Origin of the sequence: Microcystis sp. M_OC_Ca_00000000_C217Col, assembly GCF_007095585.1 — a bacterium.
GTDB classification, from domain to species: Bacteria; Cyanobacteriota; Cyanobacteriia; order Cyanobacteriales; family Microcystaceae; genus Microcystis; species Microcystis panniformis.
The window spans coordinates 1-17,867 of the sequence record NZ_SFBV01000266.1 but is presented as its reverse complement, the minus strand read 5'-3'; the positions used below and the strand labels follow the sequence as shown (position 1 = coordinate 17,867).

The following is a 17,867-nucleotide window of genomic DNA, read 5'->3' as shown; positions in this document are numbered from 1 at the left end:
CTTTTCTAACCATATCTAGACAATAACAATTATAAACCCCTAGAGCGATTTTAGTTGCTGTCGGGATAAATTCTCGGGGCTGCGGCGATTAATTTTTGCGTGTAGGGGTGTTGGGGATGGCTAAAAATCTGTTCAGTGTCACCCATTTCAACTATTTTACCCGCAGTCATCACCGCAATTCGATCGCAGAGGAATCTCGCTAACCAAAGATCATGAGTTATAAACAAATAAGTGAGATTAAATAACTTTTGTAACTCTAACATTAACTCTAAAACCTGTGTCTGGACACTAGCATCAAGCATACTAACCGGTTCATCACAAATAACTAATTCTGGACGAGTAATTAAAGCGCGAGCAATGGCTACCCTTTGCTGTTGTCCTCCCGATAACTCCCTAGGATAGCGTCGATAAAATTCTTCTGTTGGTGTTAAACCGACTCGATCTAACATTGTTAAAACCTGTTCTTTAGCCGTTTCTAGACTAACTTTTTGATGGATCAAAAGCGGATCGGCGATACTTTCTCCCACTGTCATCAGAGGATTAAGACAAGCGAGGGGATCCTGAAAAATCATCTGCATTAAGCGCCGTTTGGGACGCATTTTTTCCCTGGACAACGGGGTTAAATCTTCGCCTAAAAATTCCACTTTTCCCCCAGTGGGTTTAATTAACTGTAACAGGGTTCTCGATAGGGTACTTTTCCCACATCCCGACTCCCCAACTAAACCGAAGATTTCCCCTCGATAAAGTTCAAAATTTACTTCATCCACCGCTTTAATAAATTTCTTTTCTTTTTTGAAAAAACTATCTAAAAAGTTACCTTCTAGGGTATAATACTGTTTTAAATTATCCACCTTTAACACCGTTTCTTTGCCTTGAATTGCTGTTGATTTTTCCTCCCTTAACTGTAAGTGTAAAGCAGCGGCTAAAAGAGAACGGGTGTAGGGGTGTTGAGGTGTATTAAAAACTGTTTTTACCGCTCCCGATTCGACAATTTTGCCCCCCTTCATCACCGCTAATTGATCGCAATATTCTCCCACCATTGCTAAATCATGGGAAATTAACAATAATCCCATCTGTTCCTCGCTACATAAACGCTTTAATTCCCGCAGAATTTCCGCCGAAACCGTCACATCTAAACTGGTGGTGGGTTCATCGGCAATAATTAACTTAGGGTTTAATAATAAAGCTAAAGCAATAGCCACTCTTTGCCGCATTCCTCCGCTAAATTCGTGAGGATATTGGGACCAACGATTAGCGGGAATTTTCACTTTTTCTAGGACAGTACAAGCTTGACTTTTAGCTTGACGATAGGTTAAATTTGCTCGATGGGCTTGCAAAGTTTCCACACAATGATCGCCGATAGTCATCAGTGGATCCAGTCGCGTCATCGGATCTTGAAAGACTAACCCCACCGCTTCCCCGCGAAACTTTTCTAACTGTTTGCTAGATAAAGATAAAAGCGATCGCCCTTCAAAGGTAATCTCACCTTCCACATGAGTGCGATTAGGTAATAACCTTAAAATAGCCTTACCTATAGTCGATTTTCCACAACCAGATTCACCCACTAATCCCAGAGTTTCCCCTTTGCCTATACTAAAAGATACCCCATCGATCGCCCAAGAGGGAGAACTTAATTCGGTCGGGTAGGCAATTTTTAGGTCTTTAATTTCCAACATGACGCGATCGGTAACGATAAAAGTTAGGACTTAAGTAAGTAGTTATAATTAAATCGAAGATAGATTTTGCCTCTGATCCCCCCTGCCCCCCTTGATAAGGGGGGTGCCGATCCCCCCTTAGTCCCCCCTTAATAAGGAGGGCATCTGATAATTTTTAACGCCTACCTACTTAGGGTCAAGTATGCCACACAAACGGCGATCGAGCATTTAATTACTAATCGACAACTGACCCTAACAAAACCCGACAATATCCCTTTAAAGTCGCCACTCGCTCGCTAATTATCCGTAAACGCTTCTCCCGTCCTTGCCGCGCTGAGGCCAAAAATAACCAATCCGTCTCCAGCAATCGCCACGATCGATATAGTTCCGTCTGGACTGTGCGCCAACGATTAGCCACCTCTGGGCTGAAATTGTCATCATTTAGTGACAATATCTCCCCTTCTAGACAGGTTTGTAAAGCTTGAAAAGATTGTAACCCCGTGGAAGCATCCCCATCCAGAAGGGCAAGACTGAAATCCTCCAGTTTTCTTAACAAAGATTTGTAGGCTTGATGGTAATTTGTCGGTAGCATCCAATACAAAGCGCGTTAGAATTTGTTACATAAGATTAACGATTTGCCGTCACGGTTGCAAGTCCTCTCTCCTCCCAATCAGAGACAAAAACTTAAAAGAATCGCGTCCTTTTCGCCGATAAGTCCGATTCTAGTGTTAGAGAATTAAGTAATCTGGCATCCCTTCGGCCTAATAATTTGCTAGTTATCCCTCTCCACCACCCCTATTATCCCCCCGATCTAACCATGAACGCCATCACTGCCACCCAACCAGAAACCCTCACCGTCCTTCCCCGGGACACGGAACCGAAAAAAGCGTTAGTTTTACCCGATTGGCTGAAAGAATGTCTAATTACCTACGAAAACGACCCCCAGAATCCCGATAGCGATTTAATCTGTCGGGCCTTTAATTTCGCCCACAAACTCCACGAGGGCCAGTATCGCAAATCCGGGGAACCCTATATCGCCCATCCCATAGCTGTAGCGGGATTACTGCGGGATCTGGGGGGTGATGGGGCAATGATCGCGGCGGGATTCCTTCACGATGTGGTGGAAGATACGGAAGTCACCCCCGAAGAAATCGAGGATAGATTCGGTGTTGAGGTGCGTAATTTGGTGGAAGCGGTGACAAAACTCTCCAAATTCAACTTTTCTAGCAAAACTGAACGGCAAGCGGAGAATTTTCGCCGAATGTTTCTGGCGATGGCTCAAGATATCCGCGTCATCGTGGTAAAATTAGCCGATCGCCTGCACAATATGCAAACCCTCGAACACCTTAACCCGCAACAGCAGCAACGCATTGCCCTCGAAACTAGAGAAATCTTTGCTCCTCTGGCTAACCGTTTAGGGATTGGGCGATTTAAATGGGAATTAGAGGATTTATGCTTTAAATACCTCGAACCCGATGCTTATCGCACCGTGCAGTTATTGGTGTCGGAAAAACGTATCGATCGAGAGTCCCGCATCGAAACCGTTACTAACACATTGCGGGAAAAATTGCAAGAAATTGGCATAAAAGTTCTTGATTTACAAGGTCGCCCCAAACATCTCTACGGCATCTATCATAAAATGCACAATCAGGGTAAAGAATTCGAGCAGATTTATGATATCGCCGCCGTCCGCATTATCGTCGAAACTAAAGAGGAATGTTATCGTTGTTTAGCCATAGTTCACGACCAATTTACCCCGATTCCCAACCGTTTTAAAGACTATATCGGTTTACCAAAAGCTAACCGTTATCAATCTCTCCATACCACCGTTGTTGGTTTAAATGCCCGCCCCCTAGAAGTGCAGATTCGCACCCTAGAAATGCACCATGTTGCTGAATACGGGATTGCAGCCCATTGGAAGTATAAAGAAACCGGTTCTAGTCAAACAACTTTAACCGCTGAGGATGAAAAATTTGCTTGGCTGCGTAATCTTCTCGACTGGCAAAAAGACCTTAAAGATGGCCAAGAATACATGGATGGCCTGAAAAATAATTTCTTTGAAGAAGATATCTATGTTTTCACCCCCAAAGGTGATGTGGTGGCCCTAGCCCAAGGCGCAACACCAGTAGATTTTGCCTATCATATTCATAGCGAAGTAGGTAATCAGATGAAAGGGGCAAGAATTAATGGTAAATGGTCAGTTCTTGATGCTCCCTTGCAAAATGGTGATCTGGTGGAAATTCTCACCAGCAAAAATAGTCACCCTAGTTTAGATTGGTTAAATTTTGTCGTTACTCCTAGCGCCAGAAATCGCATCCGGCAATGGTACAAAAAATCGCGCCGAGAAGAAAATATTAGCCGGGGTCGTGATTTATTAGAGAAAGAATTGGGTAAAACTGGCTTCGATGCCCTGCTAAAATCGGAACGAATGCAATCGGTGGCTAAACAGTGCAATTATGTGGCAGTAGATGATTTATTGGCGGCTTTGGGTTACGGCGAAGTTACCCTAAAAAATGTGGTTAATCGTCTGCAAGAAACAGTTAAAAATCAACAGGAAATTTTAACCGTCAAAAATCCGCCCGATGTCCTGACTGATTCCCAATTGATTCTACCACCTTCTCCCGTTCAAAGGGCTTTACCCGTTAGTAAATCACCGATCGCCGGTGTGGAGGGATTAGTCTATCGTTTGGCCGGTTGTTGTTGTCCTTTACCAGGGGAAAATATCACCGGTATAGTTGCCCATGCGGGGGAAGGTATTGTTATTCACCGTCAGGGCTGCTCGAATGTGGAAAAAGCCGAAGCTGAACGCTTAATTCCTGTTAGTTGGAACCCTATAGATGACCAGGGACGTTATCAAACTTATCCAGTAAATATTCAGATTGAAGTGATCGATCGCGTCGGGGTTTTAAAAGATATTCTCTCTCGTTTAAGTGACCAAAATATTAACGTTCGCAATGCCGGAGTTAAGACTAATTTCGGTAAACCCGCTTTAATTTCTCTGAAAATTGAAGTAAAAGACCTGCAACAATTTGAACGCTGTGTTATTCAAATTAAGCTGATGAGCGATATTTTAAACGTTCGTCGCATCAGTCAGGTAAAAAGCGATCGAGAGTAAGTTAAACCTAAAATTTCTGCTAATATCCCCCAAACCCCGGAGCGCCTTAGCTTTGGAAGTGGGATGCTGACACTGACTAAAACCACGAGGGCAATATCTGCACTTTTTGTCACCGAACAGCGTAGGATCGATAATGAATCTGAGCGCAAAAATCCCTATGTTATTATCCCTACTCTCAGTCATCAGTTTTCTGATTAGTTTTCTGGTGGTTGCCCTGATTAAACAACGTTTTAGTCAACAATTGTTAGATATTCCCAATGAGCGTAGCAGCCATAGTCAACCCACACCTAGGGGAGGTGGACTCGGTTTTGTCGTTGCTTTTGCTCTGACCAGCAGCCTCAGTTATTTTCTCCTTTCTCCTTCCCTACCTCTCATTCCCCTGTGGTTATCCCTGACTCCTTTAATTATTATCGGCCTTCTCGATGATCGTCGCGGTATTCCCTCTAGTATTCGCTATTTGGTGCAGTTATCCTCCGCTAGTATTGCGGTCACTTTTTTCGGTGCTTTTCCCCAATCTTGGCTATTAGATTTAGGTTTTGGCGGCAAAATTTTAGCTATTATTCTCACAATTATCGGACTGACTGCGATCATTAACTTTTATAATTTTATGGATGGTCTTGATGGTTTGGTGGCTGGCTGTACGGCGGTACAATTAGGATTTCTCGCTCTCTATTTTCAGGAACCAATTTTATGGCTTTTAGTGGCAGCTTTAGTCGGTTTTCTCCTCTGGAATTGGTCGCCAGCGAAAATTTTTATGGGCGATGTGGGTAGCACCAGTCTGGGGGCAATTGTCCCTATGGTTTTACTTAATAACCAGGTCAATCAAGGTCAAGCTTGGTCAGCTTTGACTATCACTTTACCTCTGATTGGTGATGCTATTTATACCCTGATTTGTCGATTATTCAGAAAGGAAAATATCTTCCAAGCTCACCGCAGTCACCTTTATCAAAGATTACAAAAGTCTGGCTTGTCTCATTCACAAGTAGCGATTATTTATATGGCGGTAACTCTCCTGATTGCTATTAGTATTAACTACTTAGGAAACCTAGGAGCATGGCTGAGTTTACCTCTGATTCTAGGATTAATTGTTCTCGGAGAAATTTATCTGAACAAGAGAGTTAGCGAGCAGAATTTAGCGGTGACAAGAAAAGAATAAATTTTTTATTGCTATGGTTCCTAGAGTTAAATCAAGAGAATGTTATACTAAATCCTCTTGAAAGATTATAGGAAACGGGGGGTAAGGAGCATAAGTAATCACTCAAATAGTTATTGGCTAAAGTCTTTTATTTTACTCAAAAACTGATGGTTTTAATCTGGCAAAAACAGAGCTATTCATCTATTATCCCTCCTAACCAAGAGAAAAGAAAAAATTAATACTTATCGGCCAGGGTTAGCTGATATGATTAGGGAGATGACTATCATTCCAAAGTCAATGAGCGCAAGAACATTATTCGATAAAGTCTGGGACGCACACACGGTTAAGATTCTTCCCAGTGGACAGACACAATTATTTATCGGACTGCATCTAGTGCATGAAGTCACCAGTCCGCAAGCTTTTTCGATGCTGAGAGAAAGGGGTTTAAAAGTATTATTTCCCAGACGGACTATTGCCACCGTCGATCACATCGTCCCCACCGAAAATCAGGCGCGTCCTTTCCTTGACGATTTGGCCGAGGAAATGATCCGGGCGATCGAAACTAATGTTCAAACCAATCATATTCCTTTCTACGGCATCGGTTCCGGCAATCAGGGCATAGTTCATGTGATCGCTCCCGAACAAGGCCTAACTCAACCCGGGATGACGATCGCCTGTGGTGACTCCCACACCTCCACCCACGGTGCTTTTGGTGCGATCGCTTTTGGCATCGGCACTTCCCAAGTGCGCGATGTTCTTGCTACCCAAACCCTATCCCTATCGAAATTAAAAGTGCGTCGAGTGGAGGTAAACGGCGATTTAAATCCCGGGGTCTATGCTAAAGATGTAATTCTTCATATTATCCGTCAATTAGGCGTCAAAGGCGGTGTTGGTTATGCCTACGAGTACGCTGGTAGTACAATTGAACGGATGTCCATGGAAGAAAGGATGACGATTTGTAACATGGCGATCGAAGGTGGGGCCCGATGTGGTTATATCAACCCCGATCAAATCACCTACGATTACCTCAAAGGTCGTGATTTTGCGCCCAAAGACTGGGAAAGTGCGGTTAATTGGTGGGAAAGCATTAAAAGCGATGCCGATGCGGTTTATGACGATGTGGTGGTCTTCGATGCCGGTGAAATCGAACCCACAGTTACTTGGGGGATTACTCCGGGCCAAGGAATCGGGGTTAACGAAGTCATTCCCACTCCCGAAAGTTTACCGGCAAGTGAAAGAGCGATCGCAGAGGAAGCCTATCAATACATGAAACTCACCCCCGGCACCCCGATTAAAGGCACAAAAATCGATGTCTGCTTCGTCGGTAGCTGTACTAACGGCCGGATCAGTGATCTGCGCGAAGCGGCCAAATTTGCCCAAGGTCATCGTGTTGCCCCCCATGTGAAAGCTTTTATCGTCCCCGGTTCCGAAAGAGTCAAAAAACAGGCGGAAGCGGAAGGATTAGACCAAATTTTCCTAGCATCGGGCTTTGAATGGCGCGAGGCTGGCTGTTCCATGTGTTTAGCCATGAATCCCGATAAATTGCAGGGAGATCAGATCAGCGCTTCCTCCTCCAATCGTAACTTTAAAGGTCGTCAAGGTTCCGCTTCCGGGCGTACTTTGTTGATGAGTCCGGCGATGGTGGTAGCGGCAGCGATTAAAGGGGAAGTCACCGATCCCAGGGAGTTGTTAAATTAAATAGGGTTTGCAGCAAAAAGTTTGTTGCTGGAGTCAGGAGATAGGGTGATAGGGTTTTGGGGTGATAGGGTTTTGGGGTGATAGGGTGATGAGACAGCTTCCCCACTTCCCCACTTCCCCACTTCCCCACTTCCCCACTTCCCCACTTCCCCACTTCATAATTCATACTTTGTGCTTTTTGTCAAAAAAACTTTTTTTTTGCAATAAAACTACATAAAAAAAAGATCATCGTTGTGGGTGAAATTGACTGATTTACCCGTTTTAATTAGGATCACCTTCTAGGTGTGGCAAGGGTTTCAACCATTGCTGCCCAAAAAAGCACAGAATAACCCATTATGAAATTCTATCAAATCGCTGTTACCATCATAACGTCGTTGTTAAATAAAAATATTTCTCAATTAATTCTTAAGAATTTATAAATATTGCGGAATGTTAATTTAAATATTCTCAAGTTTTTGCAGTAAATCAATAAAATTTAGTTATCTTTGTCCAACATTGGGTTAGAAGTCAGGAGTCAGGAGTCAGGAGATAGAGTGATAGGGTTTTGGGGTGATAGGGTGATAGGGATTTAGGGGTTTAGGGAAATTTCAGCCAAATGCTTCACTTCCCCACTTCCCCACTTCCCCACTCCCCCACCTCCCACTTCCCACACCCCACTTCCCTACTTCTCACTCTATTTTAATTTGACTGCCATAATTGCCAAGCTTTAACGAGATTTCCCCCCATCAAGGCAGCCACTGCATTTAAAGTCTTAATTTCCTCACTATCGGGATTTAATTGTCTAGCTTGATCTAAGACTTTTTGGGCCGCTTGCGGTTGCCAATCGTAGAGATAAATAAAACCTTGATAAGCATAATGATAGGGATTATAGGGGTCAATTTTAATCATTTCCTCCGTGGCTTTTATTGCCCCTGCCACATCCTGTTGTAGTACCTTAGAAATTGCTAATCCGTAGGCTAAAGATAATTTATCGGGGGGATTTTGTTGCTGTAAACGATAGGAAAAAGCTTTGTCTGCTTGCAGCACATAATCCTGAATCGAATCGTATTGATTGATACGATTAGTTAACTCAAAAATTGGTTCAATACCCGTTAATCCTTGACCAATATTAGCAGACTTTAAGCGCAATTGGGTCACTAAATCTAATTGGGGCGTTGCTAACTTGGAGACTTGAGGATCGATGGTAATTTCAGCATTAGTTTTAATCGGATAGGTTTCGCCAGTTTCCCGATTGAGATAGACAGCAGATAAGCGATAAACTCCGGGGGTTGCTGCCGACTGCATGGCAGTTTTTTCAGTGACTTCAAAACTATTTTGTTGCTCTTCTGGAGTTAATTTTTTTGCCATTAATCCCCCCATAGCAATACCATGATCGTGCATCCAATAATCCTTACCATCCACTTCTTGCCAAGTTAAAATTACTATCCCTGACTTTAATTGTTGCCAGTCTCCAGCCCATTTGTAAACCACAGGAATTGGTTGATTAGGAGATGCTTTTTCAGCAATGGCAATCTCTCTTAATTCCACCTGTTTTGGCGCATTTTCAAGGGTTTTAACCGTGACGGAAGGATATATTTTTCGGTGTAGGGACAGGGTACTATCATCCGGTAACTGCCAAGTTTTCTCTACTTGGAAATCTGAACCAGTGGCGACTCGATTAACAATTTTTTTCTGGACATCGGGGACGGAACCCTGTTCACCAGTTTTAGTTAAAAACCAATCTAAAGAATTGACATCCTTTTCGATATCTTCTTCCCTAACTCCCACCTGTCTCCCAGCAACCTGGAAATTATGTTTACCACCGTAGAAAGAGAAGGTATGTTGATTTAATTCGGGGGTGGAAGGTAAAACCCCTAGGGTGCTGCGAAGATAGGGAGAATCGGCTAGAATCTCTTTAACTACTTCTTCGTGCTGCCAACCAGTTTTTAAATAGGGATGGTGTTGTAATTCGGGACTGAAAACATTAGTAATTACATCTCCCCCCAAGGGGAATAAATTTAAGCTGGTGAGGATAGCGGCAATAGTTATCGTTCCCCAACGGATACCAGATCCAAAACGACCGCGCCAAGATAATAAACCAACGGATAAAATTAAGGATAAAGTCGGTAAAAGCGGCAAAATATAACGAGCATCTTTATTGATATTGAGGGATGATAATAGGTATCCCCCCAGCAGAAAAACTCCTAACCAAATCCACACAGGACGATTAACCTTATCTTCGGTTTTTATATGGCGTAAGGAGATTAATAATCCCACCACGGGAACTAATAATAATACCCAGGAAAGAAAATAGGGTAAAACTTGCGCGTAAAATGTCCAGGCATCTGGACTGGTAAGAGGCGGATCTCCCTCCAAAATCGCCGAATCTACCGTGGCACGTTTGCCCGCGGTTAACATTAATAACCAATTCGTCCGATACCAGGGAAACATTAACAATGCTGCCGTCAAAAAACTGAGCATTAATTGCGCTAGATTACCCCAACGTTTTCGCCAAAGATTTTCGCCCAATACCCACAAAATCGGCAAAAAGAGGAAAAATAGGGCGGTTTGTTTGACTAACATCCCTAAACCGAAAGAAATCCCGAAAGCGATCGCTTTTAGCCAGCCATGACCACTAAATCGCCACCATGTCAAGCAGAAGTAAGAAAACGTTACAATTGCCGCTAAGGGAAAATCTAAGAGATATTCGAGGCGATAATAGTATAAACCGGGTAGAAATTGACAGATTAAGACCGCCCATAAAGCCACAGTCCCATTAAAGAGGATAATTCCCAATCCGTACACAGAAAAGAGCAGTAGGGCGCTATAGATAGCCATTACCCACATACCCGCGTCAAGGCTAATACCAAAGAGATTAAAGAAGGGAATCGTTAAAAGATAGGTTAAAGGGGGAATTTTTGGCGACATTAGCCATAAACCGCGCCACCAATCCCCATCAAACCAGCGCGGATTTTGGAAAGCTTGGGTATAGATAATCCCACCGTTGAGATAATCGGCCTGATCCCAAGCAGGAATAGTATGATCGAGACTAAACCAGAATCTATCGACTAATACCCCCAATATCCAAATAATAGTGACAATAATTAATTCCTGTCTCCTATCTAGCGATCGCTTCAAAATGACTCTCCCTCGGACAACTCTCAATTATTCTGCCACGCTCTCAAGCGACCCTGAAAAAATCGCCAGCGAGAAACACCAGATCGATCGGGTAAAATAAAGATTTAGTGAAAAATTGTAACAGGAACTTGACAAATGCGAGTGGTGATCGTTGGTGCGGGATTAGCGGGAATGGCAACAGCTATCGATCTGGTCGATGCGGGCTGTACAGTAGAAATATTAGAATCTCGTCCCTTTGTCGGGGGAAAAGTCGGTAGTTGGGTAGATGCAGACGGTAATCACATCGAGATGGGCTTGCACGTCTTTTTTGGTTGTTACTACAATCTTTTTGAGTTAATGAAAAAAGTGGGCGCTTTTCAATCCCTACTACTCAAAGAACACACCCACACTTTTATCAACGAAGGAGGAAAAATCGGCGAATTAGACTTTCGTTTCGCCGCGGGTGCGCCTTTTAACGGTTTAAAAGCCTTTTTTACCTCCTCTCAACTCTCGGCAGCCGATAAAATCTTTAATTCTCTGGCCTTAGGTACCAGTCCCATCGTCCGCGGTCTGATAGACTTTCAAGGAGCGATGAAAACGATTCGGGAGCTGGACTCGATTAGTTTTGCCGATTGGTTTCGTAGCCATGGCGGTAATGAAGGCAGTTTAAAAAAAATGTGGAATCCGATCGCCTATGCCTTAGGATTTATCGATACGGAAAATATCTCGGCCCGTTGTATGCTGACGATTTTCCAATTTTTCGCCGCTAAAACCGAAGCTTCCGTCCTGCGGATGTTGGAAGGTTCCCCCCACGAATACCTGCATAAACCGATTATTAACTATCTGGAGGCACGGGGTGCCAAAATCTCCACCCGTCGTCAAGTGCGGGAAATTCTCTATTCTGGAGAGGGCGAAAATCTGCAAGTTAATGGCATGATCGTCGCTAACGGAGAAACCACAGAAACTATCACCGCAGATGCCTACGTTTGCGCTGGTGATGTCCCTGGTATTCAGCGTCTTATTCCCCAAGATTGGCGAAAAATGCCGATTTTTGACAATATTTTCCGACTAGAAGCAGTTCCCGTCGCTACGGTACAATTGCGTTTTGACGGTTGGGTGACGGAGTTAAATGATGCCGAAAAACGCCGACAACTGCAAAAAGCGGTGGGAATTGACAATCTTTTGTACACCCACCAAGCGGATTTTTCCTGTTTTGCAGATCTTGCTCTCACCAGTCCTAGGGATTATTATCGCCCCGGAGAAGGTTCTTTATTACAGTTGGTTTTAACCCCTGGGGATCCTTTTATTAAAGCTAAAAATGAAGATATTGCCCAGCACGTTTTAGCGCAAGTCCATAAGTTATTTCCCTCCTCGCAGGAATTAAAGATGACTTGGTTTAGTGTGGTGAAATTGGCCCAGAGTCTCTATCGGGAAGCACCGGGGATGGATGTCTATCGTCCCTCGCAAGCGACTCCTATCGCTAACTTTTTCCTTGCTGGTAGTTATACCCAACAGGATTACATTGATAGCATGGAAGGAGCCACTTTATCCGGTAAACAGGCAGCCAAAGCGATCCTACAACAGGCCGAGCGCCGGAAATCTTTAGCCACGGTTTGAGCAAACAGCCGGCAATCTCGTCCCTTAAGAAGGGATTGCCTCTAGATTTGTTTTCAGTGGCAAAAGATAACCGCTATAGCTAACTTGGCAAGTCAGCCCCTCAGGCCAAGCTATACAAAAAAGACCGATCAAGCTAGACTCGTAAAAAGATAACTCCATCTAGAAGACTTACCCTAGAGTGGAAAGAACGTCGGAAAAATCTCGTCAGAAATAGGAGTCAATCGAGTTTATGCCAGAGCTTGCTGTACCATTAGAGCTTGATTTCACCAGCGAAACCTATAAATCAGCCTATAGTCGCATTAATGCCATCGTTATTGAAGGCGAATACGAGGCCAATAGTAATTATATTCAATTAGCAGACATCCTCACCGATAAAAAAGAAGAATTACACCGTCTGGCAAAAATGGAAAACCGTCACATGAAAGGTTTTCAAGCTTGCGGCCGAAATTTGCAAATCACCCCTGATATGGATTATGCCAAAGAATTCTTTTCCTCTCTGCACAATAACTTCCAAATTGCCTACGCAGAAGGTAAAGTTGTCACCTGTTTATTAATCCAATCTTTGATTATCGAAGCTTTCGCGATCGCTGCCTATAATATTTATATTCCCGTTGCTGATCCTTTTGCCCGTAAAATTACTGAAGGCGTAGTTAAAGACGAATATTTACACCTCAATTTTGGCGAAGAATGGCTAAAAGCGAACTTTGAAACCGCTAAAGAGGAATTAGAAGCGGCAAATCGCGCTAATCTACCCATTGTCTGGAAAATGCTCAATCAAGTCGAGGATGATGCTCGCGTTCTCGCTATGGAAAAAGAGGCCCTCGTGGAAGACTTTATGATTAGCTACGGGGAAGCGTTAAGCAATATCGGTTTCAGCACCCGTGATATCATGCGGATGTCTGCCTACGGATTAACTGCTGTCTAAAGCTTGAGCATCGAGATTTCTTTTTTCCCCTGCTGCCGCTCCACACAGAGCGGCTCTTTTGTGTATTATATTTAAGAGTCTTAACGATTTCTTAGCAATATCCTCATTTTTATCTAGTGCCATCTAGTCTAACGAAAGAACAATCAATGTTTGGTCTTATAGGTCATCTTACCAGTTTAGAACACGCCCAATCGGTCGCCGACGATCTAGGTTATCCTGAATATGCTAACCAGGGATTAGATTTTTGGTGCGCTGCCCCCCCGCAAATTGTCGATGATTTTCATGTCACCAGCATCACGGGACAAACCATCACGGGTAAATACATCGAATCCTGTTTTTTACCGGAGATGTTGTCGAATCGTTGGGTAAAGTCTGCTATTCGTAAGGTGCTAAATGCCATGGCACTCGCTCAAAAAAGTGATATCAATATCACCGCACTCGGCGGTTTTTCTTCAATTATTTTCGAGGAGTTTAATCTCAAAGATAATCGACAGGTGCGGAATATCGAGCTAGATTTTGGCCGTTTTACCACCGGTAACACCCACACCGCTTACGTCATCTGCACTCAGGTGGAAACCCTTGCTAAAAAAATGGGCATTGATTTAGCTCAATCTACCGTCGTGGTTTGTGGGGCCACCGGAGATATCGGCAGCGCTGTTTGTCGTTGGTTAAATGAAAAAACCGATACAAAAGAACTAATCTATGTGGCACGCAATCAAGAGCGTTTACAATCTCTCCAAGAGGAGTTAGGTCGCGGTAAAATTCTCCCCCTAGAGGAGGCTTTACCCCTAGCTGATATCATTGTTTGGGTGGCTAGTATGCCTAAAGGGGTAGAAATTGATCCAGATAAACTCAAGCGCCCCTGCATTATTATTGATGGTGGTTATCCGAAAAATTTAGGCATGGTGTTAAATGCCCCCGATATTTCGGTGATTAAGGGCGGCATTGTCGAGCATTCCCTCGATATTGACTGGAAAATTATGAAAATCGTTAATATGGATATTCCCTCTCGTCAAATGTTTGCCTGTTTTGCTGAGGCGATTTTATTGGAGTTGGAGGGTTGGCAAACTAATTTTTCCTGGGGACGCAATCAAATTACTGTCCCTAAAATGGAACAAATCGGCGCAGCTTCCCGTAAACACGGTTTTCAACCTTTGTTATTTTAATTCATGCCCCCAATCCCCCCCCCACCGACCACGGAATTAGAAGTTTTAGGCGACAAATAATTAGAAGTGAGGGCTTGACTTTGCCGGCGGCTTGGGTTATGATTGTTTCATAATGGGATGTTTGTGTTTATCTTTAAGTGCTTAGATTAAGATTATGAATAAACTCTTTTAAAAATATTATCCCAAAATCTGCCCACAAAAGCAAGCAAAATTTTGCCATCAATTGTTAAATTTTGTTAAGAAAAATCCCAATAGTGACAAGGAAGAGAACTCCCTTAACAGATCAGTCCGATCTCTTTGATAGTTTCTCAGGGCTTTTGGGGGAATTATAGAGATGTGGGACTGATTTTTAGCTTTCTAGCAAAGACGACAAAACCACTAAACTCTATGAAAACTTGGTTAGAAGATCGCGGTATTTTACCCGCTTACGGTGGGGGGGTAATCATTGGCATTACCCTCTGTTTTTTCGGAGCTGCGACCAATACCATGGCGGGATGGTTGTATGCTATCTCTGGCACGACGATCGCTGTTTTAATTTTATCGATAATTTTACCCCGTCGTTCCCTTCTTCCTCTGAAAGTGCGTCGTCTTGCCATTGTACCCGTGAGTGCAGGAGACGATCTTAGTATTAGCCTAGAGATAGAAAATACTAGCAATCAGCCGATAAATCTGTTAGAAGTGACAGATATCCTGCCTATAGTTCTCGATCAGCCAAAAATAACCCCAATAGAAGTGATTGCCTCCAAAAGTTGCCATCGTTGGACTTATTATTTACCCACCAGTAAACGAGGTATTTATCACTGGCAAGAAGTACAATTAAGAACAGCGGCCCCTCTCGGTTTATTTTGGTGTCGTCGTTGTCAGCAAGCAGCGGCTAAAGCTTTAGTTTATCCCCAAGTTTTACCCTTGCAACAATGTCCCCTGATCGATTCCCTCGGTCAAGAGATGGAACAAAAATTAGAAAATAATCGCTATTATCAAAGGGCTAGTCAAGGACTTACCCGTAACTTGAGACAATATCGCCAGGGTGATTCTACCCGTTTAATTCACTGGAAAACTAGCGCCCGTTTGGGAGAATTGCAAATTCGGGAATTAGAAGTGTTAACGGGGGGACAGGAAGTGATTATCTGTCTCGATACCCTCTGTGATTGGCAAGAAGACAGTTTTGAACGGGCGATTATTGCCGCTGCTTCCCTCTATTTTTATGCCCATCGTCGGCAACTAAATGTGAAACTCTGGACCGGTGAAACGGGGTTAATTCAGGGGGAAAGGGTCATTTTAGAAACTTTAGCGGCTATAGAGGCAAAAGCTAGTCAAAAAAATGCCAATCTGCCTAATTTACCGCTAATTTGGTTGACAAGTAACTTCAATTCCATCGAACCACTCACCCCCGGGAGCCGTTGGTTATTTTTCCTCGCTGCCGATTCTAGGGAGAGTCCTTCACCCTTAATCCGACAGTTTAGCGGATTGGCGATCAAACCAGAAATTTCTCTACAACAACAATTGCAAAAACCCCCTCGTTGAGGAAATTTCCGTTCACAGTCTAGATTGAGAGGAAATTCTCCCGAAAAAAATGCCCGTATCCCGGAAAAAGATGTTATGATAGAAAAGACTCGGACTCATGCGATCGCAACGCCTTAACCTTGTCAGGACCGGAAGGTAGCAGCAATACGGGATGCTTGTGACTGGCGTGATCTCCGGGTCTTTTTGTTGCCTGTGACGGTCGCTGTTGTGAACGCTTTCAAAACTTTTCGATCGCTTACTGCCGAGACTCGTCGTCAACTACTGATCCTCTTCGTCACGGCGCTGTTTTTCTGGATAAGTATCACCACTCTCGTCCCCACTCTCCCCACCTATATTAAATTACTAGGCGGTAGCAAACAAGATATCGGTTTTGTCATGGGGGCCTTTGCCATCGGTTTAATTTTATCGCGCAGTTGGTTAGGCAATCTAGTCGATCGCCGCAGTCGCAAATTAGTGGTTTTATTTGGAACTATTGTCGCCGCTACCGCACCCCTCGGTTATCTATTTTTTCGCGATCTTTCCTCTTTATTCGCCGTCCGCGCCTACCATGGCCTCAGTATCGCTGCTTTTACCACTGGTTACAGTACCCTAGTGGTGGATTTTTCCCCCGTTCGTCAACGGGGGGAGATAATTGGTTATATGAGCTTAACTGCACCCCTAGGCATGGGAATCGGTCCGGCTTTAGGCAGTTATCTCTACGAATCGATCGGTTATGACGGTTTATTTCTAGTTTCTGCCACTTCAGGAGCGATCGCCTTTCTCTTGGGTTTCTCCATTCAAGAACCAGACTTCAAGAAAAAATTAGCCCAAATGAAGGCAGAAAATCAGACAATCGAGCGCAGTTTTTGGGCATTATGTCAAGAGCGAGCTTTTTTAGTCCCTACCTTAGTTTTTCTATTGGTCGGTACTTTATTCGGCGGTTTAGTCGCTTTTTTACCCCTGTTTCTCCTCGAAAATCAGATCCCTTTCAGTGCCGGTCTATTCTACAGTTATGCGGCACTATCGGGCGTAATCGGACGGATTTTGTCGGGAGGAGCCAGTGATCGCTATGGACGGGGTTTATTCATCACTATTAGCGTTTTTTGCTATGGTTTATCCATGTTGGTTCTATCCTCTGCCCGATCTCCTTCCGATTTAATTTTAGCCGCTATCCTCGAAGGTACGGGAGGGGGGATTTTATTCCCTATGTTACTGGCTTTAATCTCCGATCGCTCTGGGCCCCAAGAACGCGGCCGGGCCTATTCTATCTGCATCGGCGGTTTTGATGTGGGAACAGCCTTAGCCGGTCCAATTCTGGGGGTTTTAGCAATTTCCTACGAAACTATGTTTAGTTTATCGTCAGGATTAGCTGTTATTGCTCTCTTTCTCTTTTTTACTCTCTCTAACCCCACTATATTTCATTCTTTTCTCTTCGCTTTCGGTTTAGAAAAAGATCGTTATGCTCTGCGCGGACAATTACAATAAAGCTTACTGAAAAAGTTTTTCCTAGGGCAGGGTTATTTTTGAGGTTGAAAATTATCGGGAATATCTAATTCAAATACTTGGTCATGAATCCGAGCCACATAAAGCCCTTCTTGCAGAATTTTTTCCCGTAATTCCGGGGATAAATCAACCGCCGCTAATATGCCATAGAGTTTTTTATCTTTGTGTTCGGGAAAAAAGCGGCGAAACCGTTGCAAAATACTTTTTAATTGTGTAATAGACTCCTCTCTGGCATGACTTTTAACCTCAACGATATAAGCAGTATTTAGCTCACCATTGGTATAGGCAAGAACATCAATTTCTAGGTGTTTTCCTTCTTTACTGACTCGCACACTGGGACTAACAACTTCCATACCAAAGCGTTGTCTGAGAATCGTTTCCATTGAGGGAAGGGCAAGTCCTTCGGTAAAGCTGCCGAATTTGGCACCAAGTCCCCCAATTTGTTTGCCCAGTT

General features: G+C 43.7%; 13 protein-coding genes and 1 other RNA gene. 9 read left to right on the top strand and 5 right to left on the bottom strand.

The features are described 5' to 3' along the window. Positions 1–50 precede the first annotated feature (50 nt). A complete protein-coding gene (locus tag EWV66_RS16685) occupies positions 51–1,676 on the bottom strand; it encodes a dipeptide ABC transporter ATP-binding protein (RefSeq protein ID WP_072924573.1) in 1,626 nt (541 codons plus the stop codon). A gap of 214 nt (positions 1,677–1,890) precedes the next feature. After that, positions 1,891–2,247, bottom strand: coding sequence for a heterocyst frequency control protein PatD (gene patD, locus EWV66_RS16680; protein WP_002787017.1), 357 nt, complete (start codon positions 2,245–2,247; stop codon positions 1,891–1,893). 225 nt (positions 2,248–2,472) lie between these two features. On the opposite strand from patD, the gene EWV66_RS16675 reads away from it, so the two are divergent. From EWV66_RS16675 to leuC, 3 genes are all read left to right on the top strand, one after another. Beyond that, on the top strand, positions 2,473–4,770 hold the full coding sequence (locus tag EWV66_RS16675; RefSeq protein WP_287107151.1) for a RelA/SpoT family protein: 2,298 nt from the start codon (positions 2,473–2,475) through the stop codon (positions 4,768–4,770). Between the two features lie 157 nt (positions 4,771–4,927). After that, the gene (locus tag EWV66_RS16670) at positions 4,928–5,926 is read left to right on the top strand and encodes an MraY family glycosyltransferase (protein WP_052275951.1); all 999 of its coding nucleotides are present in this window, start codon (positions 4,928–4,930) and stop codon (positions 5,924–5,926) included. Between the two features lie 276 nt (positions 5,927–6,202). Beyond that, the gene (gene leuC, locus EWV66_RS16665) at positions 6,203–7,603 is read left to right on the top strand and encodes a 3-isopropylmalate dehydratase large subunit (RefSeq protein ID WP_052275952.1); all 1,401 of its coding nucleotides are present in this window, start codon (positions 6,203–6,205) and stop codon (positions 7,601–7,603) included. Between the two features lie 678 nt (positions 7,604–8,281). Here the strand turns inward: leuC and EWV66_RS16660 are convergent. After that, on the bottom strand, positions 8,282–10,720 hold the full coding sequence (locus tag EWV66_RS16660; RefSeq protein WP_287107150.1) for a phospholipid carrier-dependent glycosyltransferase: 2,439 nt from the start codon (positions 10,718–10,720) through the stop codon (positions 8,282–8,284). A gap of 135 nt (positions 10,721–10,855) precedes the next feature. Here EWV66_RS16660 and zds point away from each other — a divergent pair, with 135 nt between their 5' ends. Together zds and EWV66_RS16650 are read left to right on the top strand one after the other, a co-directional pair. After that, the gene (gene zds, locus EWV66_RS16655; RefSeq protein WP_052275954.1) at positions 10,856–12,316 is read left to right on the top strand and encodes a 9,9'-di-cis-zeta-carotene desaturase; all 1,461 of its coding nucleotides are present in this window, start codon (positions 10,856–10,858) and stop codon (positions 12,314–12,316) included. Positions 12,317–12,545: 229 nt separating this feature from the next. Next, positions 12,546–13,241 (top strand): aldehyde oxygenase (deformylating), encoded by a 696-nt coding sequence (locus EWV66_RS16650; protein WP_110579120.1) that lies wholly within the window; start codon positions 12,546–12,548, stop codon positions 13,239–13,241. On the opposite strand, the gene EWV66_RS16645 is transcribed toward EWV66_RS16650, so the two are convergent. Next, positions 13,227–13,364 (bottom strand): hypothetical protein, encoded by a 138-nt coding sequence (locus tag EWV66_RS16645; RefSeq protein WP_287107149.1) that lies wholly within the window; start codon positions 13,362–13,364, stop codon positions 13,227–13,229. The two genes, EWV66_RS16650 and EWV66_RS16645, sit on opposite strands and share 15 nt — an antisense overlap. A gap of 23 nt (positions 13,365–13,387) precedes the next feature. Between EWV66_RS16645 and EWV66_RS16640 the strand changes: the two genes are divergently transcribed. From EWV66_RS16640 to EWV66_RS16625, 4 genes are all read left to right on the top strand, one after another. Then, positions 13,388–14,407: a long-chain acyl-[acyl-carrier-protein] reductase gene (locus EWV66_RS16640; protein ID WP_002764636.1), complete on the top strand. Its 1,020-nt coding sequence runs from the start codon at positions 13,388–13,390 to the stop codon at positions 14,405–14,407. A gap of 387 nt (positions 14,408–14,794) precedes the next feature. Then, positions 14,795–15,931, top strand: coding sequence for a DUF58 domain-containing protein (locus EWV66_RS16635; protein WP_287107148.1), 1,137 nt, complete (start codon positions 14,795–14,797; stop codon positions 15,929–15,931). 86 nt (positions 15,932–16,017) lie between these two features. Next, positions 16,018–16,114, top strand: an RNA gene (ffs, locus tag EWV66_RS16630) — signal recognition particle sRNA small type. Between the two features lie 9 nt (positions 16,115–16,123). Next, entirely contained in the window at positions 16,124–17,395 is a 1,272-nt protein-coding gene (locus tag EWV66_RS16625) for an MFS transporter (RefSeq protein WP_081417830.1), read from the top strand. A 32-nt stretch (positions 17,396–17,427) separates the two neighbouring features. Here the strand turns inward: EWV66_RS16625 and EWV66_RS16620 are convergent. Beyond that, the coding region (locus tag EWV66_RS16620; protein WP_502706151.1) for a DUF8196 domain-containing protein at positions 17,428–17,867 on the bottom strand (440 nt) is incomplete at its 5' end.